This window comes from Halobacteriovorax sp. JY17 (assembly GCF_002753895.1).
Classification (GTDB): Bacteria; Bdellovibrionota; Bacteriovoracia; order Bacteriovoracales; family Bacteriovoracaceae; genus Halobacteriovorax.
The window spans coordinates 1,527,631-1,553,465 of sequence record NZ_NJER01000001.1 but is presented as its reverse complement, the minus strand read 5'-3'; the positions used below and the strand labels follow the sequence as shown (position 1 = coordinate 1,553,465).

At 34.8% G+C, this 25,835-nt stretch carries 27 protein-coding genes; 5 read left to right on the top strand and 22 right to left on the bottom strand.

Annotated elements, in window-relative coordinates:
- Positions 1–3 precede the first annotated feature (3 nt).
- Together CES88_RS07295 and CES88_RS07290 are read left to right on the top strand one after the other, a co-directional pair.
- A complete protein-coding gene (locus CES88_RS07295) occupies positions 4–822 on the top strand; it encodes a purine-nucleoside phosphorylase (RefSeq protein WP_290732936.1) in 819 nt (272 codons plus the stop codon).
- 108 nt (positions 823–930) lie between these two features.
- On the top strand, positions 931–2,247 hold the full coding sequence (locus CES88_RS07290) for a 3'-5' exonuclease (RefSeq protein ID WP_290732934.1): 1,317 nt from the start codon (positions 931–933) through the stop codon (positions 2,245–2,247).
- Here CES88_RS07290 and CES88_RS07285 read toward each other — a convergent pair.
- From CES88_RS07285 to CES88_RS07260, 6 genes are all read right to left on the bottom strand, one after another.
- On the bottom strand, positions 2,244–3,767 hold the full coding sequence (locus CES88_RS07285; RefSeq protein ID WP_290732932.1) for a histidine kinase dimerization/phospho-acceptor domain-containing protein: 1,524 nt from the start codon (positions 3,765–3,767) through the stop codon (positions 2,244–2,246). The genes CES88_RS07290 and CES88_RS07285 overlap by 4 nt on opposite strands.
- Entirely contained in the window at positions 3,764–5,053 is a 1,290-nt protein-coding gene (xseA, locus tag CES88_RS07280) for an exodeoxyribonuclease VII large subunit (protein WP_290732930.1), read from the bottom strand. Before xseA ends, CES88_RS07285 begins: the two co-directional genes overlap by 4 nt.
- 92 nt (positions 5,054–5,145) lie before the next feature.
- A complete protein-coding gene (locus CES88_RS07275) occupies positions 5,146–6,558 on the bottom strand; it encodes a S41 family peptidase (RefSeq protein ID WP_290732928.1) in 1,413 nt (470 codons plus the stop codon).
- Positions 6,559–6,572: 14 nt separating this feature from the next.
- Positions 6,573–7,637, bottom strand: coding sequence for a M23 family metallopeptidase (locus tag CES88_RS07270; RefSeq protein ID WP_290732926.1), 1,065 nt, complete (start codon positions 7,635–7,637; stop codon positions 6,573–6,575).
- Positions 7,625–8,416: a hypothetical protein gene (locus tag CES88_RS07265; protein ID WP_290732915.1), complete on the bottom strand. Its 792-nt coding sequence runs from the start codon at positions 8,414–8,416 to the stop codon at positions 7,625–7,627. Before CES88_RS07265 ends, CES88_RS07270 begins: the two co-directional genes overlap by 13 nt.
- Positions 8,404–9,108: an ABC transporter ATP-binding protein gene (locus CES88_RS07260; protein WP_290732913.1), complete on the bottom strand. Its 705-nt coding sequence runs from the start codon at positions 9,106–9,108 to the stop codon at positions 8,404–8,406. Before CES88_RS07260 ends, CES88_RS07265 begins: the two co-directional genes overlap by 13 nt.
- A gap of 303 nt (positions 9,109–9,411) precedes the next feature.
- Here CES88_RS07260 and CES88_RS07255 point away from each other — a divergent pair, with 303 nt between their 5' ends.
- Entirely contained in the window at positions 9,412–10,272 is an 861-nt protein-coding gene (locus CES88_RS07255) for a hypothetical protein (protein WP_290732911.1), read from the top strand.
- On the opposite strand, the gene CES88_RS07250 is transcribed toward CES88_RS07255, so the two are convergent.
- The 12 genes from CES88_RS07250 to sppA all read right to left on the bottom strand — a co-directional run bounded on the left by CES88_RS07250 (position 10,269) and on the right by sppA (position 21,398).
- Positions 10,269–11,696, bottom strand: coding sequence for an HD domain-containing protein (locus CES88_RS07250; RefSeq protein ID WP_290732909.1), 1,428 nt, complete (start codon positions 11,694–11,696; stop codon positions 10,269–10,271). The genes CES88_RS07255 and CES88_RS07250 overlap by 4 nt on opposite strands.
- A 60-nt stretch (positions 11,697–11,756) precedes the next feature.
- Positions 11,757–11,978 (bottom strand): hypothetical protein, encoded by a 222-nt coding sequence (locus CES88_RS07245; protein ID WP_290732907.1) that lies wholly within the window; start codon positions 11,976–11,978, stop codon positions 11,757–11,759.
- Between the two features lie 115 nt (positions 11,979–12,093).
- Positions 12,094–13,644, bottom strand: coding sequence for a sigma-54-dependent Fis family transcriptional regulator (locus CES88_RS07240; protein ID WP_290732905.1), 1,551 nt, complete (start codon positions 13,642–13,644; stop codon positions 12,094–12,096).
- Between the two features lie 138 nt (positions 13,645–13,782).
- Positions 13,783–15,105 carry a hypothetical protein gene (locus CES88_RS07235; protein WP_290732903.1) on the bottom strand — a complete coding sequence of 441 codons (1,323 nt, stop codon included), beginning with the start codon at positions 15,103–15,105 and terminating at the stop codon, positions 13,783–13,785.
- Positions 15,106–15,113: 8 nt separating this feature from the next.
- Positions 15,114–15,911, bottom strand: coding sequence for a TonB C-terminal domain-containing protein (locus CES88_RS07230; protein ID WP_290732901.1), 798 nt, complete (start codon positions 15,909–15,911; stop codon positions 15,114–15,116).
- Entirely contained in the window at positions 15,911–16,324 is a 414-nt protein-coding gene (locus CES88_RS07225; RefSeq protein ID WP_290732899.1) for a biopolymer transporter ExbD, read from the bottom strand. The genes CES88_RS07230 and CES88_RS07225 overlap by 1 nt, the downstream gene beginning before the upstream one ends.
- Positions 16,325–16,333: 9 nt before the next feature.
- Positions 16,334–17,026, bottom strand: a complete 693-nt coding sequence (locus CES88_RS07220) for a MotA/TolQ/ExbB proton channel family protein (RefSeq protein ID WP_290732897.1) — start codon at positions 17,024–17,026, stop codon at positions 16,334–16,336.
- A 75-nt stretch (positions 17,027–17,101) separates the two neighbouring features.
- Positions 17,102–17,944 (bottom strand): hypothetical protein, encoded by an 843-nt coding sequence (locus CES88_RS07215; protein ID WP_290732895.1) that lies wholly within the window; start codon positions 17,942–17,944, stop codon positions 17,102–17,104.
- A 1-nt stretch (position 17,945) separates the two neighbouring features.
- Complete coding sequence (locus CES88_RS07210) at positions 17,946–18,809, bottom strand: hypothetical protein (protein ID WP_290732893.1); 864 nt, start codon at positions 18,807–18,809, stop codon at positions 17,946–17,948.
- A 1-nt stretch (position 18,810) separates the two neighbouring features.
- Positions 18,811–19,221: a hypothetical protein gene (locus tag CES88_RS07205; RefSeq protein WP_290732891.1), complete on the bottom strand. Its 411-nt coding sequence runs from the start codon at positions 19,219–19,221 to the stop codon at positions 18,811–18,813.
- Positions 19,221–20,450: a hypothetical protein gene (locus CES88_RS07200; RefSeq protein ID WP_290732888.1), complete on the bottom strand. Its 1,230-nt coding sequence runs from the start codon at positions 20,448–20,450 to the stop codon at positions 19,221–19,223. The genes CES88_RS07205 and CES88_RS07200 overlap by 1 nt, the downstream gene beginning before the upstream one ends.
- Positions 20,451–20,459: 9 nt before the next feature.
- Positions 20,460–21,398, bottom strand: coding sequence for a signal peptide peptidase SppA (gene sppA / locus CES88_RS07195; RefSeq protein ID WP_290732886.1), 939 nt, complete (start codon positions 21,396–21,398; stop codon positions 20,460–20,462).
- 142 nt (positions 21,399–21,540) lie between these two features.
- Between sppA and CES88_RS07190 the strand changes: the two genes are divergently transcribed.
- Positions 21,541–21,846, top strand: coding sequence for a hypothetical protein (locus CES88_RS07190; protein WP_290732885.1), 306 nt, complete (start codon positions 21,541–21,543; stop codon positions 21,844–21,846).
- On the opposite strand, the gene rlmN is transcribed toward CES88_RS07190, so the two are convergent.
- Both rlmN and CES88_RS07180 read right to left on the bottom strand, forming a co-directional pair.
- Positions 21,843–22,913 carry a 23S rRNA (adenine(2503)-C(2))-methyltransferase RlmN gene (gene rlmN / locus CES88_RS07185; RefSeq protein ID WP_290732883.1) on the bottom strand — a complete coding sequence of 357 codons (1,071 nt, stop codon included), beginning with the start codon at positions 22,911–22,913 and terminating at the stop codon, positions 21,843–21,845. The genes CES88_RS07190 and rlmN overlap by 4 nt on opposite strands.
- Before the next feature lie 76 nt (positions 22,914–22,989).
- Positions 22,990–23,667 (bottom strand): response regulator transcription factor, encoded by a 678-nt coding sequence (locus CES88_RS07180; RefSeq protein WP_290732882.1) that lies wholly within the window; start codon positions 23,665–23,667, stop codon positions 22,990–22,992.
- A gap of 106 nt (positions 23,668–23,773) precedes the next feature.
- Here CES88_RS07180 and CES88_RS07175 point away from each other — a divergent pair, with 106 nt between their 5' ends.
- Positions 23,774–24,601: an endonuclease/exonuclease/phosphatase family protein gene (locus CES88_RS07175; RefSeq protein ID WP_290732881.1), complete on the top strand. Its 828-nt coding sequence runs from the start codon at positions 23,774–23,776 to the stop codon at positions 24,599–24,601.
- Here CES88_RS07175 and CES88_RS07170 read toward each other — a convergent pair.
- Positions 24,591–25,289, bottom strand: coding sequence for a response regulator transcription factor (locus CES88_RS07170; protein ID WP_290732880.1), 699 nt, complete (start codon positions 25,287–25,289; stop codon positions 24,591–24,593). The two genes, CES88_RS07175 and CES88_RS07170, sit on opposite strands and share 11 nt — an antisense overlap.
- A gap of 130 nt (positions 25,290–25,419) precedes the next feature.
- Positions 25,420–25,827, bottom strand: coding sequence for a hypothetical protein (locus tag CES88_RS07165; protein ID WP_290732879.1), 408 nt, complete (start codon positions 25,825–25,827; stop codon positions 25,420–25,422).
- Positions 25,828–25,835: the final 8 nt, after the last annotated feature.

Here is a 25,835-nt window from a genome sequence, read left to right as displayed (position 1 = left end):
ACGATGTACGAAAAGCTAGGAGCAGCCGCTGCTCATATAAAGAAAATAAAGCCATGTAGTCCAAAAGTTGGAATCATTTTAGGTTCTGGGCTTGGCGATTTTGTTAACCAAATTGAAGATAAAACAATTATCTCTTACGATGACATTCCTTTCTTTCATAAAACTACTGTTGAGGGACATGCTGGACAATTAATCCTAGGAAAAATAGAAAATACAGAAGTTGCCATTCTTCAAGGTAGATACCACTCTTATGAAGGCCTTGACATGGACGACGTTGTTTTTCCAACAAGACTTCTTTCTACTTTAGGTGTTGATACTCTTATTTTAACAAATGCAGCTGGTGGTATTAATACAAATTACAAATCAGGTGATCTCGTTATCATTGAAGATCATATTAACATGACAGGAAAGAATCCTCTTCTTGGGCCAAATATTAAAGAAATGGGTCCTCGCTTTCCAGATATGACTAAGGCCTACCATCCAGAACTTCGAGAAATTATTCAAGCATCCGCTACGGATCTTGGCTACACGATGCAGACAGGAATCTATGCCGGAGTTCTTGGACCAACTTATGAAACACCTGCAGAAGTTAGAATGCTAAGAATTCTTGGAGCTGACGTTGTTGGAATGAGTACAGTTCCTGAGTGTATTGCTGCCAATCACATTGGAATGAAAGTCTGTGGAGTAAGTTGCGTGACAAATATGGCCTCAGGAATCGAGAATGTTGAATTAAAACATGAAGATATTAAAGATGAAGCTCTTAGAGTCATGGAGAAATTCACAAAAATTCTAAAAGAAACAGTTAAGAGAATCGGAGCTTAGAGACTTCTGGGGGGAGTTAATTCCCCCTTCAATATTTCACTAGGCTTTATTAGAATATTACTACTATAACCCAAATCCACACGAGCGAATGTTCGGTGAAGGTCATCCATGTCAGAAGCATTTGAACTCATAAAGAATTTAGAATTTTGCGTCTTTGATTTAGAAACTACTGGCGGAAACCATAAGTCAGATAAAATCATTGAAATTGGCCTAGTAAAGATTAGAAACTTTGAAGTCATTGCACAGAAAAATTATCTAATAAAACCAGAAATAAGAATCCCTGAATTTATTCAAAAATTGACTAGTATCAAAGAAGATGACGTCAAAGACTCCCCTATCATTGAAGATGTCATTGATGAGATTTTAGAATTTATGGGAGATTCAATTCTTGTTGCACATAACACAAGCTTTGATGTTCCTTTCTTTAATTCTGTTCTAAAAAGACTAAAAAAGCCGATTTTAAAAAATAAGAGCCTTTGTACGAATCTAATGACAAAGTACTTAATTCCAAACCTCATGAACTCAAACCTAAATTACATGAGCAAGATTTTTGGAATTCAACATAAGAAAGCTCATAGGGCCCTTGATGATGCCTTGGCCACTGCGGATCTGTTACTTATTTACCTAAGAATATATATTGATAAAGGTATCACTAAGATTAACCACCTCTACTATCCTAGAGGAAGGTATGAGCTAGACAGGGCCAACTTCAAATCAGAAGATAAAATAGAAGATATAAAAGAGAAGTTTGAATCTCTTAAAACTCCGCACATTGTAACGATTAAGGGAGAGAATGGAGTCATCCTCTTCGCTCTTCCTTGCAATAATACAGCGGCTGAAAGAGAATTAATTTATTCAAAGCTAGAGTCTCTTGACTGGAAGAACCTAACGATTAAATTAGTTGGACCATTTTTAGAGGCCTTAATTAACTATAGCAGCCTATTTAATAAAGTAGATTCAAGTGACAGAGGCGAGATCACTCGATTTCTGTGGAAAGAACATCTCCCATCAGAAAAGCCTCCACTTAAAGACGATATAAGAGGTGACAACTTACTTGGGAATAACTTTGGTGACTTTATTATTATAAATAATTTAGTTCCCGAGCAGTATATTATTTATCCTGTGAACTCACTCTCTCAAAAGTCTGAACTTGTCTTTAGGTATCCAGGTCATAAGAAGAAATTAATTCAATATATAAATTCAAAGTCTAATAAGCTTAGTAATAATAAGTTAAAGAAAACTTTCTTTAACCCACTCTTTAAGCAATTCTTAGATATCTATATTTTAAATGAGAAAGAAGCTGGGAATCTATTTGTCTTTAAAAAGAGTCTACCCGCTAAAAATCAAGAAAATTTCTTCCAGCAAATGGAAGCTTTTCTAAAAGAAAATCCAAACCCGCACTCATATCCAAAATACTATATTTAAGACTTTTTAAGATTCTTTATTAAAATAACACTTTCTTCACCTAATATCTCAAGCTCCAAAAGACTAATTAGGTGAAGAAGTAATTTTGATTTTGAAATAACATCGTAGACTTTCATCTCAGGAATAAATCGAAGTTTAATTTCGTTAACTTCTTCTAAGACCTCTATTTTAATTTGATCAAACTCTCCAGACAAAAGTTTCTGATGATGCCCTAGAGTAAATGCCTCACTTAAAATTAAGTAGAAAATCATTGATGAGATACTATTATTTAAACTTCTTGAAAATGGTGTTCTCTGTTTATAGTCAAAAACCATTTTCAGATTAGACTCAACCATTCTTGACCTTAGAAGTTGAAGAGATTGATCTACAGAACTTTCAAGTGTATCAATATGTGCATGAGTAGGATCAAGCTTAGAAAAGCCTAGAAAAACTTCAATCAACTTATGACATCTCCTCGCTCCTCTTTCCATATCGCTTATAAGATGTTCAGATTCTTCACCAATATCATCTTCAAGTTTTAAGAGAGTAAGTGCTGCCAATATTCCTGCAATTGGATTATTTAATTCATGTGCAATAGAGCCCGAAATAATTCCTAACTCTTCTGAAGTAATACTTAGACCACCTTCTCGTATTGAAGATTTATCAGTGATGAAAATATAGGAAATATACTCTCTTCCTTTAATCCTAAGAGGTGTCTTTAAGACTTTATAGAACTTATCAATGCGCTCTACTGTTTCTCCATTTTCTAGCTTTAGGCAATCACTTGCATAGAGTCCTAGAGCTGAAAAAAGAGTATTATGAATGACCAACTCCCCTTTCGACGAAATCAAGCAAGAAGAGAAGTTTAAACTATTTAAAATAATCTCCCAATCACTCTTAGTATATTTTTCGAGAGCTTCTTTTTCTCTTTTTTGATCCTGATAGATAATGAGTAACCCAAGAAGTAGCTTACATTCATCATCTATCTCTTCACCGCTCGAAAAACAGAAATATAGGCCCGACTCTTTTGAATGAGTTCTAATTATAGACTGATAGTTCAAGAACTTCTTATCTTCTAAGAGATCCTCAGTACTGTTAATGTGAATATTTATATCGAAGTATTCAAAGAGAAAATTTTTCAACTTTTCTCTCTCATTCATTTCAAAAATATCTCCCCATGAAGAAAGAAAATTCAAAAAATCATTTAAAGGAAAATCACCAAAGCTCGATAGTTTTGACTTAAAAAATGAATTAAAAAGCTCTTTTTCACTTTCACTCATAAAGAGCCACTGCTCTTGAGAAAGAGATTCTTCAATGAGAGAGAGGATGCTCACAAGGTATTTACTTGAAAAATTAGGAATAGTGATTGTTCTATCTCCACATAGAGACGGAGTTCTCACAATTTGCCATCCTTTAAACTCTAGATCTTCGCACTCACTAATAAGTAAATTATGGTGACTTCCGCTAACCCAACCTGAAGATTTTAAAAAGTTTTCAACTTCAGGACTCTCTAATGTAGACGAATAAGTTCTAAAGCTCACACTTTACTCACTTTATTCTTACCATCACTAAATTGAATACTTAAGGTTGCTCCATTAGGAAGAGCAGTGAACTCTTTTGAACTTGCCACCACATGACCATCTTCACTTGTCACATAACTATATCCTCTTTCAAGAACATTGTTAGGACTTAGAGCATTTAATAGCTCAATAGACTTAGAGACTCTATGCTCTCTATCTTTAAGTATATTATCTAGACTGGCCTTCATTCTCTTCATATTATCATCAATGCGAAACCAATGATCATGGAGACCGATAAGCTCGACGTCTCTTTTTTCTAAAGAACATTTCTCTAGCCTAAATTTATAATCTTGAAAGAGATTATTTACTCTTGAAAGAAGTGCCTCTGGTCTAAGTGCTCCCACACGGTCTCTTCTAGAATAAATTATATTTTTCGCACTATTATTTAAGTGTCTTCTCACATTTTCAATACGAGAGAGAATTTGAGTCTGCCCTTCACTTAAGACTTGAGCAGCAGCGGAAGGAGTCTCACAGCGCATATCACTTACAAAGTCTGAAATAGAATAATCAACTTGATGTCCTACAGCGCTAATAATTGGGATAGGGCAATTATAAATATCCCATGCTAAGGCCTCATCATTAAAGGCCCATAAATCTTCTAAACTTCCTCCACCACGAGTAAGAACGATAACATCAACTTTATTATTTGGATTATCTAGAGAAAATTTAATGGTATTAAAAAGAGACTTTCTAATGGAAGCTGCCGCTCCATCACCCTGAACGAGGGTCGGAACAACGAGAATATCTGTCCAAAGAGTCCTTCTCTTCATTATGTTTAGGAAATCTTGTAGCGCCGCTCCTCTTAGAGCAGTTATTACTGCAATCTTCTTTGCCATAGTTGGAATTTTCTTTTTCACTTCGAGATCAAAGAGCCCTTCCTGCGCTAGCTTTTTCTTTAATTTTTCAAACTCTGCAAGAAGATCTCCTCCCCCTCCAGCTTTTGTTATTCTCTTTGCAATTAATTGAAAAGATCCTCTCTTTGCATAAACTCCAATGCTTCCAATACACTGAACTTTATCCCCATCTTTTAGCATCTTTACTTCAGGATTTCTTAAAGCATCCATTTTAAATAAGCAGGCCGAAAGAGAAGAATTTCTATCAGATAAAGTGAAGTAATAATGACCAGAAGAAGAAAGAGAGAAATTTGTGACTTCTCCCTCAATAGAGACACTACGAAATTGACCTTCTAAGAGGCCTTTTACTTTTCCCACAAGGGTTGAAACTGAATCATAGCGAATATTACTCATGGGAAAATACTAGCAATTTAGAGACAATATGCAAATTTTTAGAGAAAGAAAAAGTGCCGATTAAGAAGAATCGGCACTGAGTTATTAGTCTTTTATTTATTCATTTTCTTAAAGAGATCAAATGAACGTATATAATTAACCGCTTGCAGAACTTGATAATCATCACTTGGGTTATACTTAATCATCCACTTATTCTTATGATCTTTCTTCTTATCTTTTTTAAGCTTTTCAAGCTTCTCCATTCTAAGTTTTCTGTCTTCTTTTTCATTCTGAATTCGAAGTTTCTTCTCTTCCTTTGTCTCAATAGTTGCAGTTAGGTGATTCTTTAAATCAGATTCTCTAATATAACCCTGCTCTTTCTTATTTTCCGTCACCCAATTGGCTTCAACTTCATCAACAAAGACGTCTGGAACAATTCCTACAGCTTGAATCTTTCTCCCTTTAGGAGTCATATATTGAGCAATAGTAAGTTTGACACCTTTCTCATCATCAATTTTAGCAACTGTTTGAACAGAACCTTTTCCAAAAGATTGAGACCCCATTATAATTCCACGTTTCATATCTTGGATCGCTCCAGAAACAATCTCACTAGCAGAAGCTGATGAAGAATTAATAAGTACAACAAGAGGTAGGTCTAATTCTTTATAACCTGATTTTTTTACGTATCTTATTTCTTTATTCTTAGGGTCTCTTCCCTCAGTACTAACAACAATTCCATCTTTTAAGAAGATCGAAGATACATCTACTGCTTCATCTAAAAGTCCCCCTGGATTTGATCTAAGGTCTAGAATAATTCCTTTGAGGCCACCATCTTTCTTTGTTTTCTTTCTAATATCTTTAAGTGCATCAATAATCCCTTCCGCCGATCTCTTTTGAAATTGCTTCAGTCTTACAAATGCATAATTCTTTCTTACCACATCATATTTAACTGGCTTAATCTTGATTGTTTGCCTAGTAAGAACAAAGCTCTTGATACCATCTTCATTTTCACGAACAACGCCGATAGAGATTTTATCTCCATTCTTTCCACGCATTTTATCTACTGCTTCTTCAAGCGTCACGCCAATCGTAGATTCATGATTGATTTCAACAATTCTATCACCCGGAAGGATTCCGGCCTTAAAAGCCGGTGAATCCTCAATAGGAGTTACGACTATTAGATGTCCACTTTTTTGAGTAACTTCAAGACCAAGACCACCAAACTCTCCTTGTGTCTCTTCTTGCATTTTTGCAAAGACTTCTTTATTTAAAAAGGCAGAATGAGGATCAAGTGTATTCATCATTCCTTTTATTGCACCTTGAATAAGCTTATCTGTATCTACTTCTCTATAGTATTGAGATTCAACGAGAAAAAGGACTTTATTAAAGAGCTCTAATTTTTCAAATCTTGATTTTGTAACAGCGAGGACCTTTTGCGTACCCACAAAGCCCATAAGTAAACCACCAACAGAAAGCGAAATACATAGAGCGATAGCTCTAAAGCTTCGCGCACCCTTTTTTTTCATAATTGTTCCTTAAACTATATTTTTACGTTGTTTAGATTATTCTTTGCTAAGAAATTATCATCCATCAAGAGTGAAGTATTCTGAGCGATATTCTTCTTTCTCACTTCAAAGTATAATTTCCCTAATTCTCTCGACTTACTATTTACCAGAGTGTATCCAAGAATTTCTCCAGAGGCTACACTTTGTCCTTTCTTAACTTTACTTTTTAATTGTCCTAGGAAAATCGATCTTGTCTGATTTCCATGTTCAATCATTATAACATTTCCATAATTTGATAATGACCCTATGAAAGAGACTTTTCCATCAATTGTATTCTTTATTGGTTGCTTCGATCTAAACTTAAAGTTAATTCCTTTCTTTCCGTACTCAACACCGACATAGTCTTCAATTGGTGATGAAAATTTATATCCAACAAGAACGGGCTTGGAACTACTCTTTTCCTTATTCTTTGTATAAGTAATTTTTGATTTTAATGAAGATATCTCAACAGAGAGATCACTCTTCTTCTTCTCAATTGAAACATACTGAGAAGCGTATTCTTTTTTCTGGTTTTCTAAATTAGTAATAACTTCAAGAATTTCTCTCTCATTCTCTTCTAATCCTTTAAATGATTTCTGAATTTCATTATACTTGAGTTGCTTCAGCTCCAAGATTTGCTCAATTGACTTAAGTTTTAAGATCTTTTGAGAGAGTGCTTTTGCCATCATCTTCTTAGTCAATAGATCGGCGCTAGTTTCTTCATCATTAAAAGAGTTCGCAACGACAGACCCTAAGAGATTCTTCACTCTTACTTTCTCTTCTCTTACTACTTCAATGTACTTTTCAATTTTTTCGGAGTTCTTATAGATTTGATTTTCAATTTGTCTCTTCGATTCAAGAATCTCTATATAATCTTTATTTCTTGTACTTAAATTCTTCTCTAAATTAATTATTCTAGCATTTATTTTCTTTAAGGTTCTTTCTTGTGATCTCAAATTCTTTCTAAGATCTGAGATCGTAACACTCTTTGCTGCAAACCCTTTAGCACAGCTAAAGAGCAAGATTAAAAGGAATAATAATTTCGGGGCTATTCGTGCCACTGTAGATTCCTAAGTTGAATAGATGAAAGAGCTGTAATTAAGCAAAGTCCTATAACCGCTCCGACTGTACTTAAATCACCAAATGAAAATGTTAAAGAGAAACAAAGAGCAAAGAGAGTTGCCATTCCTGTAAGCATTACTTTTAGACCTACCTTACTTCTTCTTTGAAACTTCTCGATTAAGTATGAACTCTGCTGAACCTTTGTTGAAAATACTATTGCAATGAGCCCCCAAATAATAAGACTCGCAACACTTACAACAGTAATTCCCCACTCTTTAAATTGTGAGAATAATTGATTCTTTAATTGTTCAGCTTTTGAAATTGCATTAACAGCTCCAAGAGTTAGCTTAGAAGATCCAACCAAACGAACGAGATAGTCTCTAATCAGGTTCTGACTTCTTTCTTGAAGATTCTTATCTAAGATGACCTTTAAACCTGCATAGTCTAGGTCCATATCCTCAATCTTCATTCCAAGATCTAAGTTAGATAAAACCTTTGTTACTTGATTCTGTATTTCGTTCTCTCCTAAGATCTCTACTCTATTTACCCCAGGTAACTCCGTCAGTTTTCTCGAAATACGTTCATGATTTTCAGCCCCTGAAATTAACGCATGAAAGTAAGGTCCAGAACTCAGATTACCGGTGTCATTAAATACGCTCTTTTCAAGACTCGTAAAATTCAATGATCCTACAAGTAAGACTAGAGAGGTAGTAATAAAGAGTCCTCCCCAAACTGGATTATTCTTAACATTTTGAAAAAAGCTACTTAAATAAAACATGCATGCCCCGAATAAACTAACTTACCTCCGTCTAGATGAACGATTCTCCCCGAGAATTGCTTAACCAATTCTTTATTGTGAGAGGCCCAAATGACTGTAAGTTTTCTTTTTACATTATATAGATTTAAAATATCGAATATTTTTCGTGCACTCTCTGCATCCAGAGAACTTGTCGGCTCATCACAGACAATAATATCGGGTCTTGAAAGAAGTGCTCTGATGATTGCAATCTTCTGCTTTAATCCACCATTAGCGTTCTTCATTTTGATATCTAAACGATCTGTAATTCCGACGATTCTTGATAGTTCCATTATATCTTTATCAAATTCTTTTCTAGAGTTATAAAATTTTGGATCAAAGCAGAAGTTAAGATTCTCTCGACAAGTAAGGTTCCCCAAAACTCTTAAGTCCTGAAATACTTGTGAAATAAAAATAGAAGAGTCTGGTCTCTTCACTCGTCCACTGTCAGGCTCTATATCTCCAGCAAGCACTCTTAGAAGAGTTGTCTTCCCTGCTCCAGAAGCTCCAGTAATAAAAACAACCTCACCTCTTTCCACAGAGAACTGAACATGACTAAGTCCAATTGTACTTCCAAAATTTACAGAAACATCTTCTAGATAGAAGAGATTTTTTGATGTGAAATTTGAGCGATTTTGTGAGCTTTGCGTTTTATGAAACGAAGTGTTGATCATCCTGACCTATCCTTAGAAAATAACTATTCAAATCATCCTAATTTGAAGCTGCATTATCTGCTACAGCTCTTTTATTCTACCCAATTGCAGGATTTTAGTAAAGAAATCCATTAGATAAGATCGATTTTTGAAATTTTTTCGCTACTAAATGCTCTATTTCACATACTCACTTTACCTGAGTAAAGACATCAGTTTCAAATTGGCCCCAATGCGCGACGTGGCATTCGTCATATTTAGGCCAGACATATCTTGAGCCCTCAAGTTTGCCATGATAGAAATTAGTCTAACTTCGAAGGAGTCGTTATGAATATTCAAGCTTGGGAAATGGAAAAAGATTTAATTCTTTCTACAAGAATTAAGCATTATTCAAATAATTTTACAGCACTAGGTTACTATGACTTAGTTTATGTAGAAGTTGATGAGAACGACTGTCCGATTATTAACTCTGATGGAAGAAGCTATAGTGCTTTCACTTCAAAAGAGCTCGCTCATAGAAGTAAAATTCAACTAGAACTTGAAGATATTATTGGAAATGAAATTCCACTGTCATCTAAAACGGTTAATTTAAAATCTTTCATGATTGGTGACTTAACTTTCTCTCTTTCTGATAGTAACGAAATTCGCTTCATTAAAATTAATCCTATTCAATTTAAGGACAGTACAGAAGTCACTCTCCTACATGAAGAAGTATTAATTATTCCTATTAAAGATGCTCTAACTTCAAAATATATCTTAACTTCAGCTGACGAATCCATGGCCCTTCTTGCCATCAAGCCTGATGATGAAAAGAGAATGGGAATGGAGCTAGTCTTCTATTGTCTTACGACAAAGAATCTTCCTGATGATTTAGAGGAACGCGAAGAACTTCTCAATAAGAGAATCGCAGAACTATCTTTTTACAGCTCAAGAGTTCCTATTAGAAAAGGAAGTAGTTCAATTCTCTGTGTAATCGTGAACCTAGAAAACTCAATGGAAGAAACTGCTTTCATTAGAAATTATAGAACGATGGATAATCATAGCGATGTTATTTTTGTCACAAGTGATTTGAAAATTAAAACTGGGGATTTAGAAACTATTCCCTACGATGGAGAGAGCATTGATACTGTCTTTATGCCAATTATCAACTGGCAAAGTAGAAACCACAATACTCACTCATTAGTTTAACTCGAAATTAATCCCGCTTTAATTAACCTCTCGTGTGTTTTCATTGAGCAAAACACATTAGGGGTATAATTCATTTTCTTATGAAGACTTGAGATAACAGAATTCTCTACATCGGCTAACAGCTTAATGTCTCCATTCTCGTAACTAATCTTCACAGGATCTCTCTCTAATAAGAGATTAGACTTCTGTCCATTCTTAGCAATGGCCTTAGGAGATTTCACATAGATAATATCTTTCTTAGGAAGATCTGGAAGAATCCAATCTGAAGGATCTCCATTCTTAGCAATATAGTCTTCTAATTCTTTTACTTTTGCTTGAGCACGTTTAACGATTCTCTCGTTGTCACTTGCTTTATCTTGATCAAAGAGAATTTGCTTAAACTCTTCACAGTTAATTGTCTTAGCACCTTTCTCTAAAAGAAGTGTTAAGGCCATATCTTTTATATGTGGGACCTTATCAAGATCTCCATTGGAGTAATGCTTTTGAACCAATGTTATAAAGTAATTATCGTTGAAGCCATAGAACTTCATTGGATCATTGGCAATCATATCTAGAAGATCGCTATACCTATAGATATAACCCTTTTCTAAGAAGTGAAACGTTATTCTCTCAGCAATAGCATCATACTTAGATCCTCTTGGAGAACGTATCACCTGAGAGTACCAAGCAAACCTAGACATGAGGAAATCTTCAACACAGTGAAGAGCATTATGTCTAATAGTTAAGATATCGTGTTGATTTACTTTCTTTACTTCAAAGTGATGCAGAAGATAATCTCTATCGTAAGCACCGTACTTAAGACCTGTGTAGTGAGCGTCGCGGAGAAGATAGTCCATTCTGTCACAATCAATTTCAGAATGTAGAATTTGGTTCGCTAAAATTGATGGGTCCACACCTTTTACAAGGTCTGAAATTGTTTGCGGGTCTAGCCCATACTTCTTTAAAATATGAGTAATCCCACCTTCATAATCGGTATTTTTAATAATGAATGATCCAAGATTTTCATGGTCATCTTGAAGACCTTTTCCACCTTTACAATTAGTTGTTTCACCAAAAGTAATATAGGCAGATTCAGTTGTATGAGAGAAGACAAATGTTCCGAGATCGTGAAGAAGAGCGCCAATCCTAAGAGTCTTATGATAGACCGCTTCTTTAGTTAGACACTTCTCATCCATTAGCTCTTCATCAGAAACACCTCTTGAACACGATTGTAAAATTCTATGAGCATTAAACATTACTCCAATAGAATGCCCAAAGCGCGAATGTTCGGCACCTGGAAAAACATAGAAGCTGAATCCTAATTGCTTAATCCATCTTAATCTTTGATAGAATGGTGAGTGAATGATTTCATATTCAACTGGTGTGAGCTTTATAAAGCCATAGATAGGGTCGAAGACAACTCTTCCCTTTTTATTGACGTCCATGTTCAACCTCAGGAATTCTTTATCTAAAAAGAATACCGGCCTTCCCGGCCGGATTTATACTTATTGTAACTTTGCTTTTCTTTTTGCTTTTGCTTTCTTCTTTCTAGTTTCTTTCTTTTCTTTTTGCTTTAGACTTCCGACTAGGGCTGAAAGAACAAGTTGAGCTTCTCTTCTAAGTCCATTATCTTGAACAAATCTATAGAAGTTTTCGATATCTGCTGCAGAACGAAAATTTCTAATACCTTTATTTTCGAATGCAATTGTATCTGTAGTCGTACTCACGGCTCCTCCTTAAAAGAACTTAATCGCCCCAAAATGTCTTTTGAGGCGAATTTCAATAATACTTAGTATGTTTCAATAATTCAAATTTAATTTTTACACAGTGCTCTTAGTCTGATTAAGCTTCTTTTGGCTCGATCATTCCATATGAGTGAAGCTTGTTATAAAGAGTCTTCACTGTAATTCCTAGAGTTTTAGCTGTTTTAGTCTTATTTCCACCTAGGTGCTCTAGAGTGTGACAAATATGCTTTCTCTCTAATTCATCAAGAGTCATTTCACTAAACTCGATTACTTTAGAATCACTTACTTCTTCAACTTTTTCAGCTTGAGAAACACTTTCTGACAAGTGATCTTTCTCAACAATCATTCCATCAGAAAGAATAAACGCTCTCTCCATTACAGATTGAAGTTCTCTAACGTTTCCTGGCCAGTGATAATCTTGAAGTGACTTCAACGCTCCAGGAGCTAGTGACTTTTGAAGATCAGCGCTCTTACCTTTGTTTAAGAAAAATGATGCAAGCATTTCAATATCTTCAACTCTATCTCTTAGAGCTGGCGCTCTTAGTGACATTGTATTTAGTGCGTAGAAAAGGTCTTCTCTAAATAATCCCTTGTCTACTAGCTCAGAGAAATCTCTCGCGCTTGAAGCGATGATTCTAACATCTGATCTATAAGGAATCTGACCTCTTAATCTAAATGCCATTTTTTCGTTAATAAATTTGATTAACTTTGACTGAATCATTACAGGCATTGATTCGATATTATTAATAAAAAGTGTTCCGTTATTTGCTTGTTCAATTAATCCTAATCTTACGTTATGTGCTTCTGTGAAATCTCTTGCTTCTTCACCAAAGAGTTCAATTTCTAATTGTGCTTCACTTAGAGAAGAACAATCGACAGAGATAAATGCTCCTTCTTTTCTCGCACTTCTGCAGTGTACTCTTCTAGCAATCATTTCCTTACCTGTTCCAGACTCACCTAGAACTAGCGTTGCAACGTCTACTGCTGCTACCTTATCTGCAACTCTAATGATTTCTTTCATAGAGTCTGATTTACCGATAATATCTTTTTCTTCAATTCTGTAAGAATCTAAAATATTTACACTTGATTTACTCTGCTCTAGTTCTTTTTCTTTTGCTTCAATTTGTCTTGATAATGACTCATTTAAGAACTTAGCTGATAGATAAATTTTCATGTTCTTTACTGGTTTTTCGATGGCACCAAGAATCTCTAAAACATCTGTAATGTCTTCTCTAGAGAATGCTCTATCTTCTGAAAGCGACTGAATATGAATTGTTCCGATCATGAAACCATCACAACCTAGTGGTAAACAAAGCTCAGCAACAGTGTCTCCGTTATCATTAGAAGAGAATAAAGGATCTCTTGAAATATTATTTGAGAAGTATGATTTCTTTGTTCTTAAAACGTAACCAGCAATTCCGGCACCCTTTTCGATAATCTGACTATTTTCAACTGACTGACCATTTTCACTTACTAGTGAGCTTGACCCATTTTCTCTTACTCTAAGAATTCTCACTCTATCGCTTATTACGATCTCATTTAAGCATTTTGAGATTTCATTAAAAAATACTTGCTCATCTAGAGTTGATAATAAGATAGACGATAATTCTTCAATTCTTGTAGAGTTTTTAGCCACCATCTCAGTCATTGTTCATCTCCTAGTCAGTTATATTGATTTATTTAATTAATTACGCTAAGCGTTAACTAAGAAAATAATACAATGCGCCTGAACTTTTTACAAGACTAAAATGCTCGGGTGTTCATTTTTTTTACTGTATTTTCCCAATTACAGCAACTTAGTCCATCTAGGAGTTGTACAATTTCCAAAATTTTCAGTGATGGCCCCTATAATTTCTCCATCATTGTCCATTATGTATATATTTTGTACGGCCTTGGTCCTAGAGAGGACTCTTTGACTAGAAAAGGCTATAAACTGTCCATCATTTGAATAGGTAGGGTCTTCGTTAGAACCAAAGTCCTTAGTTAACCTAGCTAAATTATTACCATCACTGTCAATTCTGAAGATATCAAAACGTGTGTCTAGCCATGAACTAAAAGCAATAGTCTTACCATCTGGAGCAAATCTTGGAGTAGCATTAAACTTTCCAACATAACTAATTCTCTTCACAGCTTTAGTTTTCATATCCATTGTATAAATCATTGGCTTCCCGGCCCTTCCAGAGAGAAAGGTCATAACAGAACCGTCAGTATTAATCGAAGGGTCTACGTCCGGCGAGTAGCTATTAGTTAACCTTGTCAGCGCTTGCGTCTTCAAATTCATTATAAAGATCTCAGCATTTCCCACATGGCTTAGAGTCAAGAGAATGGACTCACCGCCAGGCATGAAGACTGCTCCTGAGTTAAGCCCGCTTCTATTAGATACAAGAGAGTTTCTCCCCGTTTTTAAATCATAGACACGAAGATTTATATTTCTATGCTTAGAAGTTTCATTCTTTATAAGAGAGTAGAGAACTTTTGTTCCATCATGTGAGATTGCAGGTGAAATAACGACTCCTCCGTGGCGAGTAATTCTCTTCTTATTCCCTCCATCAAAGTCCATCATATATAATTCTTTAACCGGCTCTGCTCTTGTTCCATGACGATCTGAAACGAAAATCATTTTTGAATTAAAGATAGAATCTTCTCCAGTGATTTTCTTATAGGCCACGTGAGCAAATTTATGAGCAATTTCTCTAGGGTTATTTCCTTCAAAGTCATACTCTTCCTCAGAAATAGTTTCCCCCTTACCAACATCGTGGGCCGAGAGTGTGACTTTTAGTCCATTAGAAGATTGCTTAAAGAATCCTCTAATAATATAACTAATTCCCTGTGCCTTATAAGAAGAGTAGCTCAAACTCCCCTCTCCTATTGAAGAGAGATCTTTTTTTACAGAAAACTTCTTCATATAAAATGAAAAATCATTTCTCACAACATCCATTATAGTAGAGGCGTTTGAAATACTATTTCCAGTTACTCCATTTTGAAGGATTGGTTTTGCAACTTCTACTTTAGAAAGTTCTAACTCCGCTTCACCGACAGCGACTATATTAATTTGTGCCATAGTGGAATAAGTTAATAACATAAGTATTAAACTAATCATTTTCTTCATCTCTACTCCTATAGTGGAAACCCTAGAACAATCTCACCCTTAAGGGCATTTGCCCTACTCGCCGATGGGACGTTGGAAAAAGGTGCAGCAAGCTCGACTGCCTTGATCGCTCTGTTATCAAATTCCTTCTCTCCACTAGATTCAAAAATTTCGGATCTAAGAAGAGAGCCATCTGATTTTAAATATATTCTAATTCTACACTTTAAATTTTTATCTAAGAGAAACCCTGGAAGTTTCCAGTGCTGCTTCACTTCTGCTGAAACCGTTGAAGCATACATTTGAAATTCACTAAGTTCCTGGTCAGATCGTCCCGTTCCAGAAAGAGCGACGCCTTTAGATATCTTATTTCCTTCGGCCACTAATTTCTTTAAAGTATTAGAGTCAACTCCGATTCCCTGATCAGAACCTTTCTTTTCAACTTCTTTGTATTTCTTTTTTTCAACCTTCTTAGCTGACATTCCTTTCATCATGTCTAAGAAGTTTGGCTTTGCTACTTTCTTCTCAAAAACAGTGTCATCTTTATTAATTACTTCTGCCGCTTTCTCTGACGGTTTTTCTACTGCAGCTTCTCCCTTAGCAGGAACTTGCATTGTCTTTAACTCTTTTAATGTAAACTTTGGCATTGAAACCATATCAACTTTAACAGAAGCTGAAATAAGTTTTATATTGTAATCTCTCGTTTCAGAAATTTTATCGTGAACTAATTTTCCAAATAAAAAGAAGAGCGCAACAAAACTCAGATGGAAGAAAAATGACCAACTAAAGTAATACTTAAATGTTTTATTACTTACAGTATTCACACTCATTACTTTTTCTCAATCTCCGTGACTAAGGCAACCTTTAGAATCCCTTCTCTTTTTAGAAAAGACATAAGTTTTGCAACATCTCCATACTTCATTCCAAAATCAGCTCTAAGAAAGAGAGTATCTGTTTTATTCTTTGAAAATAAGCTTTTCACTTCGGGAATAATTTCACCTCTTAAAACCTTTGTTTCACCAATATAGTAATCTCCACTTGCAGTAAAAGAGAGAACAACTTGTGTTGTATTTAAACTGATTGGATTTACTTCTTTTGTTTTTGGGAGATCAAGCTTAATTCCATTTAGCATCAGAGGAGCTGTGATCATAAAGATCACGAGAAGAACTAACATAACGTCTACGAGAGGGGTTACATTAATCTCTGATATTGCTCCCTTCTTATTTCCAACATTAAAGGCCATAACTTCTTCCTATTTTGCTAGTGATCTTTCCACAACATTTAGAAACTCTTGTCCAAAACTTTCCATCTCAGACTGTATGTGAGCATTCTCATTATTAAATTTATTATAAAACCATACAGCTGGAATAGCTGCGACAAGTCCTACTGCAGTAGCAACTAGCGCCTCGGCAATCCCTGGAGCAACAGCATCTAAAGTCGCACCACCACCAGCAAGTCCAGTAAATGATCCAATAATTCCCCAGACTGTTCCAAATAAACCAACAAATGGAGTTACTGAACCAATACTTGCCAGCGTCGAGAGAAACTTTTCAAGTTCTACGTTAATTTCATGAACACCTTTCTTCATTCCCCTTTCAAGAAATTGGAGCCCATACTGAGAGAAATGTTTCTCTAATCGATCCTTATCGTCATTTAAGGCATCTTTTAACTTTGAGAGCTCTAGATAGCCATGAGTAAAAAGAGAGCGATGAGGAGACATTGATAAATTGTGACAACTCTCCATTACTTCTTTTAAAGAAGATGAGTTCTTGTAAACCTCTAAAAAGTCTCTACTATTTTCTTCTAATTCTTTAATTAACTTCTTCTTTTTTAAAATTATTGCCCATGATACAACCGACGCAATAATTAACGATAAAAGAACTGCCTTAACAACGAGACTTGCATCTAGCATAATGTGGAAAATATCTAATTCACCTGTAGTCAAAATGAACTCCTTAAATTTAGTCAAAGTATTACTATTATTTTATACGGTTAATAAAAAGCTGCAACCGGCAATGGTTTATACTTGATCTTCTAAATCGGAATTCTTCCTCTTTAAATAAATCATGTAACCAGTAGATACTAATGTAAGAACGACAAAGAGCAAGAGATTTGGCGCTTGCATAGGCATTAAATAAGAAAAGTCACTTCCCCAAATAAAATCTACTCCAAAAAGAGAAATTAATGGACAAATAAATATTGCTAAAATGAGTAAAGGATAACTCCAACTCTCCTCTCTCCAATAAGATGAAGAGAAACAAAGAATGAGATAGAATGGAAGAGAAGCAAGCGCAAAGCTAGAATGTGTAAAGACATGAACATTTAAAATATAACTTAGTGTTATAAAGAGAATTGTTTCAATATTTCTCTTTGTCTTAGACACTTTATAGATATTCTGAAGAAATAAGAGAAAAATGACTTCCGAAAAAATATAAATTAAAGATCCAAAGTATGAGGAGAATATTTTAAAGAATTCAAATGTTACTCTCTCGGCTACAATAGGTTTTAAAAATAAAATTGCAAAGACAAGATTAAAGACGATCAAGGTTAAGAGATTTCTTTTTGGAGCAGAGTAATTATCCAAGAAAAATGTACGAAGAGGCTTTCTAGATGTTGATCGTATTGAAATAAATTTACTAATAATAAAGAAAGCTATAATTTTCACAAAAGAAGCAATTTCCCATCCTTGATCAAAATTCCAATTCTCAACAATATTTAAAGAGTGATCTAATTGAAGATGAAAGAATGTTATGACTGAAGAGACAATGAGATAAACTGCCCAACAAAGAAAGAAATAAAATAGTATAAATGAAAGATGAATGAGAAATCTCTTTTTCTCTTCTGCGGCCTTATTCTCTTTCATATTACTTTGGAGTTAGCCAATTAAGCTGAAGCTCAGGAGAAGGATAAATCTTCACGTATTGCTCGTATAAAGTATTCGCCTTGACCAAAGTATCAATTTTTCGAAGTAGTGAAAAGTAAGCATTCCAAAGTTTTAAATTATTCTTTAGAATCTGCTCCATTTCTTTTGTTATCGTAAACTGCTGCTTAAAATTAAATCCTTCAGAAAGAACAATCTGGTCATACTTTTTTAAAATATTTTTTATTAGTTCTTGATCAACCTTCTTCCCCTGAAAGTTTGAACCAAGCATGGCCTTCATCTCTTTTGTCATTGCCATCTCTTGGAAAAAGCCTTGTTTCATACGGATATAGTTTTCAAAGAGAAGAATCGATATCTCTAATTTTGTTAAATCCATTGTTCTAATAAAAGGAATAGAAAGCAAGAAGAGAACTTCATTCTTTCTATAAGGTAGAGCAAAGTGAAAGACATTTGGAGAATCCACTAATAGGATTTTAAATTTTAATTCAAAAATACCTACGCTCTTTAAAACTTGCTCAAATGATTCATCAAGTCCGTAGTCGGGTTTCTTAACATTCCATTTTAAAATAGAAGCATTCTTAACTAACCAATACTCACTTATAAATGGCCAGAACTCATCTTCACTTGGAAATTCATATCTGGCCTTATCTTTTTCTAATCTCTTCTTCTTCTTATCTAGAGCAATCAGAGATTTCTTACGAGCAGCTTCCTCTAACCCATCACTTTTAATCACATCTTTTATTTTAGAAAAATCGATAAGCTCATTTTCCATTTCTTCTTTTGACTTTTCTGCACCAAAGCTAAGAGAGCATAATATCAATAGAGTTATTACTAGTTTAGATTTCATATTAATTAGCTCTCGACTTACCGGTTACATATTGGTCATATAATTTACCCCAATAGAACATATCGTTTATCTCTAGATTCATTGAATCAAAGAACTTTGGGTACTTATCTTGAAAGCATTCTACTTTTGTCGCAGAAAGATAATCTCCGTTCATATATCCATCGTAAGATCCCACTTTTACAATCTTCCAAGTCCTATTAAAGAGAACTCTTGAACGAGTTTTTGAGATCATTTTAAATACTTTCACGGGATGTCCACACTCAGTCGTTGTCAAATAGATCGAATGCTTTGAAGGGCTCTTATGTACTTGAGCAAATATTTTATTTACGTACATGACCTTATCTAGAACTTTCGTTTGTTCTTGGGCCATTGTTACATTTAAAAATAAGAATAATATTAAAAATTTCTTCACTATACCTTCCAACGGAATTGGATTGTTTCCCATGAATAACACTGGGGACAACGCCAGAATATTTCATCAGAATTATATCCACACTCATTACAGTAATGCTTCGTTAATGATTGGTGAAAACTATTTAAAAAGTCTTTTGTATACTTAACAACATCTTCACTCTTTCCTAAGTCTATTAAGAGTTTAATGTATTCGCTATAAATTGCCTGAGAAGTATGAGGATGGCTCGCAACCCAAGGACTCATAATGGCATAGGCTTTTTCTAATAAGTTTCTAGACTTAAGAAGTCTCACTTTAGAGAGAATCACTGATGGAGAATTTAAGAATTCACTATCATCTAATTCTAAAAAATAATCTCTAAGCATACTAAGTCTTGTACTATATTGTTCTTGCTCTTCCTCTGCTCCCTTAAAGCCTTGTTCAAGAGATTCAAAAATAAAAGAGGCGTACATAGGATGCTCTTTTAAAAGTTCTAGCAGTGAGAACTTTGCCTGCTCTAAATTTCCATCGTGAAGTTGAACCCTAAGTCTTAAGATTTTTGCTGATACAGAAGGTGCAAATCTAAAAGCATCCTCTAAGTCTTCCCTACTCTTAGAAAACTCTCCTTTCTCAAAGAAAATTTTAGCTTTCTGAACAAGTATATGAGAGATCGTCTCCGCTTGATTATTATGCCCCACTTTTGAAAGCATTATTCTATAGTGATAGGCTTGATCCCAGTCTTCAACATCTTCATAAATTCTACATAGAGATTGAATCACTTCGAATTGATCTCTATTAATTTTTAGAACATCTTTATAAGTCTCAACCGCCTTATCTATGAAACCACCCTTATCAAAATCAATAGCAAGTTCCTTCAAAGCTCTTAAACGATGAGATTCAGAAATATTTTCTCTCGCAATAAGAGACCTATGAATACTAATTGCCTTTTCAATTTCACCATTACTTCTAAATAGCCCTCCGAGAGCGAAGTAAGTTTCAATTGTTTCTCTGTTGATATCAACAGCGTTTAGTATTTCCTTAATCGCAAGGTCTTTATTTCCAGAAATTAAATACTGAGTAGCATTTAAGAATACTTTTGATTGAGCTTCAAAAATAGAATTTCTATATCTCTTTGAGAGCTTCACTCCCGTGTCTTTTTCAACAAGATAATGAAAGAAGAGAATTGTCATTATAACCACCGCAACGATGGCCAAAAGATATTCTTGAATCCATTCTAAATATAATTCCAACTTATATTCCTATTTACCAAATATTAACATTGGCATGTAATCTACCATTGTACTTAGACGAATATTACTCGTCGCTTGATCTAAATTATCAACAAGATCCCAAAGGCCACTCTTCTTTTTCTTCTTTATATATTTAAGAGCAAATTCGCCTTCCAAGTTTAGCTCCTTATGAATAGCTCTCCCTGCTGTCCAAAGGCCTCCAAGCTCATCAACAAGACCTAAGTCCCTCGCTTCTTCTCCTGAAAAGATTTGTCCCTGAGCCAGTTCAATAATGTCTTTCTTTAACTTATCTTTCCTAGTTTCTTCAATAGCACCCATAAATTGTCTATGTACAACTTTGATCATACGATTCATGATGTCTGACTCTTCTGTCGTCATGCCTCTATGAGGTGAACCAATATCTTTGTATTTTCCAGCTTTAACAGGAGTGGCCTTTACTTTAATAAATTCGTAGAGCCTTGAAAGGTCTGTGAAGTTCATTATGACTCCAATTGAACCAGTAAGAGTTCCCGCTGAAGCATAGATTCTTCTAGTGGCAGCGCCTAAGTAATAACCTCCACTAGCAGCAATTGCATCAAAGCTTGCGTAGATTGGCTTCCCTTTAGACTCTTTATCTTCAGGATTATAAGCACTATCTATTCTTCTAATTTCTTCATAGATTTCTTGCGTTGGACCAACGGCTCCACCTGGAGAATTAATTCTTAGAATAATTGCCTTAACAGACTTATCCTTCTCAGCACGCTCTAGAAGTTCAACCGTATTTTTCGCTGACATTATTGGGCCAGAGACCTCAACGACTGCAATTTGTCCTTTCTTATTTTGGGTATCAAAGACTTTAGACTCGTCATTAAAGACTTTTACAGTATAGGTCGCAAAGACCATGAGAATTATAAAGAAAAGGAATACCATTAAAAGGATTCCAATAACTGCCCTGTTTTTAGTTTGCACTCGAATTCTCCATCTTGGAAAAATTATTATTTCCCTATATCTTCCCAAAAACAATAGGTTCCGTAAACTTAACACAAAAGATTCCCTAATGTTTTTTAGTAATATGTCGATAAATAGTTGAGAAAATGAATATGGAGTCAATATGAGACAAGCAATTCTAGCAACAATTTTATTATTAGTGACTTTTGGTGCTTCTGCAGAGAATTATCAAGCTCCTGAAATCAAAATTTCAAGACACCCAGACCATTCTGGTCAGGTAATAAAGAAAGGTGATTGGGATTCAAAGTATAAAGTAGAAGAAGAAAGCCTTCCAGATAGAGATGTTGCTTCGGAGCCTGAAGTGACCCCTAAAAAGAAGAGAACTCCATCTTCCGAGAGAAAGCCATCTTCAAAGTCAAAGAAGCCAAAGGTTGAACCATGGCCGTTTGATCCTTCTGAAGCAGACTAATCCGCCCAAAGATTTAGCTTATCGTGCTCACTTTTAAGTTGACCACAAGCTGCAAGAATATCAGTTCCCTTAGTAATTCTCGTCGTACAAATATATCCCCTACGAATCAATTCATCCTGAAACCATTTTATTTGCTCATCGCTTGGTCTCTTAAACTTTGACTCTGGATACTCATTAAAAGGTATTAAATTAACCTTAGAAACCTTCTTGTCTAGAAGATCGCTTAAACCGTCCAAGTCCTCTACTCTATCATTTAACCCGGCAATAAGAATATACTCGTAAGTAATCCATCTATGGGCCTTAAGAGGTATTTTCTTAATCGCGTCGAATAGTCTTGTGAGGTCATAGGCCTTATTGATAGGCATGAGTTCTGTTCTAATATTATTATGAGCTGCATGAAGAGAGATCGCCACATTCACGGGAGGAAAGTCTTGAAGCTTTTCAATCTGAGGAACTAAACCAGAAGTTGAAAGAGTGATCTTTCTCTGCCCAAGCCCAATCCCTTTCTCTTCCATAAAGACACGTGTTGCTTGTTTTACATTATTAAAATTATGGAGAGGCTCTCCTTGTCCCATATAGACAATATTTGTAAGCCTAGATTCCTCATCTACATTTTCTTTTAGCCACTTCGTAACAGCGACGTACTGACCGATAATTTCTCCACTAGTAAGGTGCCTCGTTAAGCCCATCGTACCTGTATGGCAGAAAGTACAGCCAATAGCGCACCCAATTTGAGATGAAACGCAGAGAGTGAGTCTATTATTCTTTGCTGGAATCGCTACAGCTTCCACAGTATTTGAGTCACTCATACCCACAAGGAATTTTCTCGTTCCATCAGTACTGACCCCATTCCAAACAATTTTTGGAATAGAGAGATCAAAGTTTTCTTGAAAATGTGTCTTGATTTTTGAAGAAACATTGGACCACTTGTCTAGATCAAACTCGTATCTTTTAAAGATCCAATTATAGATTTGATCCGCTGCGAATTTGGCAAAGCCACCTTCTTTTAGGTGGTCTCTTAGCTCTTCAAGCGTTAATGAATATAGTGAAGTTTTCTTTTCACTCAAGTGAATTCCCCAGAATAAATTTTACAGAGGAATACATAACTCTTATTAAGGGCTTACACAAGCGTTCAGGGAAAGTTTACACTCGCAGATTGAGTACAATTCCCCTCGCTTTGACTACACGAATTTCAATACTTGGATCAGTGAGCTTCTTTCTTAAATTAGAAATGTGAGTATCAATAGTATGGTGTCCAACATCATTTGTGGCCCAAACACTTTCAGAGACTTGCTCCTTTGTGACAATTCTCTCCGCATTCTTCCATAGAACGTAGAGAATCTTATACTCCGTAGGTGTTAAATCAACAACTTCCCCGTTAATTTCAACTCTTTGAGTATCTGTTATAACTCTCGTTGCCCCATGCCTATAAATTACCGGCGTGTCCTTAGATAGTCTATTAATTCTATTGTTTACACGCGCGAGCAATTCTCTGGAAAGCACTGGCTTTAAGATATAGTCATCAGCACCTAATTCTAGTCCATCAACTTTTGTTTGAACTTTTGTAATACTTGAAAGGAACATTACAGCTGTCTTAGTCAGGTCAATAAATCTCGATATTTCTCTAAATACATCAAGTCCATTCATCATCGGCATATTAATATCTAATATAATTGCATCAAATTTATTTACTTTGAGCATGTCTATCGCTTTTAAACAGTTATTCTCAGCAACAACATCAAATTCCTTCGAGAGAATTTCAGAGATGGTATCTAGCATGTCTTGCTCATCGTCGAGCAGAAATATCTTCTTTTTTTCCATACCTAATTACATCAATTAACAGGACGTTACGCAAGATTAAAAAATCATTATTTTAAATACCTTAAACTTTCGTTAAACTATAGACGAAAAGGATTTAAAGGATCATATGAAGATATTAGCTCTTGGATTACTCTTATTTATAAATTTTCAAAATAGTGCCAATGCATGGCTTGGAGTAGAAGTCCCTGAAGATGATAATGTTATTAAGCCCTTTGGTCATTCAAAGAAAACTGAAATTGAAAAAGAGACAATAGATGTCTTTGTCTGGAATATCTACAAAGCAAATAAAGAAAACTGGAAAGAACAATTCACTGCTCAAACTCCTTCGTTTGATTTCTTTCTCCTACAGGAAATGCTTACAATTCCGCTAGTGGAAGAAATTTTCAACAATACAGAAGAAGCAAACTTCACAACAGCAACCTCATTTATCTACAAAAAAAACTCTCAAAGAACAGGTGTTGCAACAGGTGCTAAATATTCTCCTTCATGGAAGAAGTTTTTAAGAAGTAAGAAGAGAGAGCCAATTCTCTCAACTCCAAAAATCACTTTATTTACAAAGTACCCTATAAAAGGTTCAAGCGAAGAACTACTTATTGTGAATATTCACGCCATCAATTTTGTTTCATCTTTTACACTTCACTCCCAACTCAAGGATGCTGCAGACATCATCAAAGAACATAATGGTCCTTCAGTTTTTGCCGGAGACTTCAACACTTGGACTCTGGAAAAACAGATTTTTCTAAAGAAGATTACAAAAGAAGTTGGGATGACAGAAGTCACGTTTAAGAATGATGATAGAAAAAAGATGTTCGGATGGATTTTAGACTTCATCTTTGTAAAAGGTTTAGAAATCGTTGATTCGAAAGTTCACTCTGACCTTGATGGTTCGGATCACAAGGCCATTAGTGTAAAGTTAAAATTTATTAAACACTAGCTTCAGCAGACTTATCTTTCACTAAGCTAATGCCTCTTCCCTTACTCGCCTTAATTGCGTAATCAAAGCCATTAATTTTTCTTCTTAAATTACAAATGTGTGTATCAATTGATTTAGATTTTCCATAACGGCTATCAACCCATAGAGACTGAACAAGGGACTCTTTAGTATGTAGTCTTTCAGGATTTCTAACCAATGTTAAAAGAATCTTAAACTCGATTGGAGTAAGTAGTCTGTCTTCAGATTGAATAAATGCTCTTTGATCACTTATATTTAAAAATAAATTTCCCACTTTCAATTCTAGAGCTGTGGACTGACTATACTTCTGCACTTTATTCATTAGTCTTGCGTTTAACTCGTTCATCGAAATTGGTCTTGTGACAAAATCATCAATTCCATAAGAAAACGCTTTCACTCTATTTTCTACAATATCAGAAGACGAAATTAAAACTAGGCCAACTTGTAAACGATCAACTATCATCAATAAGTCGTTTAAGAAATCAAAGAACTTCCCATCGGCAGCGCAATCATCTAAGAGAATGAGGTCGATATCATTCTTCTTAACAAGAGTATCCAGTAAAATTTCTCTATTATTAAAGAACGATGTTTTAAAATTACTTGAAAGAACTGTTTTTAATTTAAGATGATTTTCAATATTCTCATCAAAATATATAATCTTTGCTTGCATAACTTCCCTGTAGTAGATATTTCTTACTTAGGAATTTTAGCAAAAATTAGAGTTATTATAAGGTAGAGAAACCTCAATTTTTCTTGATAATTCTGGTAATTTCAATTAGTTAGAAGGAATGCTATTCCATTCAAGTTCTATCAAAAACCTTTTGTAGAAACGATTTTCTTTGAGTTACTGAGATATTTTCAATTAAGTTCCCTCTGTTATTTAATGAATCGAGGAGATCACTAACTTTTGAAGACTCTTCAATAATTGAATTAAACTCATCCATTGAGTGAAGACTTATATATGGAAGTTTCATTTCATCGCAAATATAAAAACAGAATTTTGTAATTTCATCAACACTGATAAAAGGTCCAAGTCCAATTTCATTTTCTGGATTTTGAACATTAAACTCATAGCAATACTTTTCTAATTGCTCAGGCTTTATGGCACCTTCATTAGTTAAAACATGGAGTAAGTAATAAGAGCCTTGAGAGTGAGATAAATCATTCATTGGACTTTTATACCTATAAATTGCAATTAACTTATCCATTTATCCAC

Coding starts and splice junctions, on each gene's coding strand:
- CES88_RS07165 (WP_290732879.1), bottom strand. CDS start 25,827: ATGGATAAGTTAATTGCAATTTATAGGTATAAAAGTCCAATGAATGAT.
- CES88_RS07180 (WP_290732882.1), bottom strand. CDS start 23,667: ATGGAAAAAAAGAAGATATTTCTGCTCGACGATGAGCAAGACATGCTA.
- CES88_RS07290 (WP_290732934.1), top strand. CDS start 931: ATGTCAGAAGCATTTGAACTCATAAAGAATTTAGAATTTTGCGTCTTT.
- CES88_RS07265 (WP_290732915.1), bottom strand. CDS start 8,416: ATGTTTTATTTAAGTAGCTTTTTTCAAAATGTTAAGAATAATCCAGTT.
- CES88_RS07210 (WP_290732893.1), bottom strand. CDS start 18,809: ATGAAATCTAAACTAGTAATAACTCTATTGATATTATGCTCTCTTAGC.
- CES88_RS07190 (WP_290732885.1), top strand. CDS start 21,541: ATGAGACAAGCAATTCTAGCAACAATTTTATTATTAGTGACTTTTGGT.
- CES88_RS07255 (WP_290732911.1), top strand. CDS start 9,412: ATGAATATTCAAGCTTGGGAAATGGAAAAAGATTTAATTCTTTCTACA.
- CES88_RS07250 (WP_290732909.1), bottom strand. CDS start 11,696: ATGGACGTCAATAAAAAGGGAAGAGTTGTCTTCGACCCTATCTATGGC.
- xseA (WP_290732930.1), bottom strand. CDS start 5,053: ATGAGTAATATTCGCTATGATTCAGTTTCAACCCTTGTGGGAAAAGTA.
- CES88_RS07295 (WP_290732936.1), top strand. CDS start 4: ATGTACGAAAAGCTAGGAGCAGCCGCTGCTCATATAAAGAAAATAAAG.
- CES88_RS07235 (WP_290732903.1), bottom strand. CDS start 15,105: ATGAAGAAAATGATTAGTTTAATACTTATGTTATTAACTTATTCCACT.
- CES88_RS07175 (WP_290732881.1), top strand. CDS start 23,774: ATGAAGATATTAGCTCTTGGATTACTCTTATTTATAAATTTTCAAAAT.
- CES88_RS07275 (WP_290732928.1), bottom strand. CDS start 6,558: ATGAAAAAAAAGGGTGCGCGAAGCTTTAGAGCTATCGCTCTATGTATT.
- CES88_RS07260 (WP_290732913.1), bottom strand. CDS start 9,108: ATGATCAACACTTCGTTTCATAAAACGCAAAGCTCACAAAATCGCTCA.
- CES88_RS07230 (WP_290732901.1), bottom strand. CDS start 15,911: ATGAGTGTGAATACTGTAAGTAATAAAACATTTAAGTATTACTTTAGT.
- CES88_RS07240 (WP_290732905.1), bottom strand. CDS start 13,644: ATGACTGAGATGGTGGCTAAAAACTCTACAAGAATTGAAGAATTATCG.
- CES88_RS07215 (WP_290732895.1), bottom strand. CDS start 17,944: ATGAAAGAGAATAAGGCCGCAGAAGAGAAAAAGAGATTTCTCATTCAT.
- CES88_RS07170 (WP_290732880.1), bottom strand. CDS start 25,289: ATGCAAGCAAAGATTATATATTTTGATGAGAATATTGAAAATCATCTT.
- CES88_RS07225 (WP_290732899.1), bottom strand. CDS start 16,324: ATGGCCTTTAATGTTGGAAATAAGAAGGGAGCAATATCAGAGATTAAT.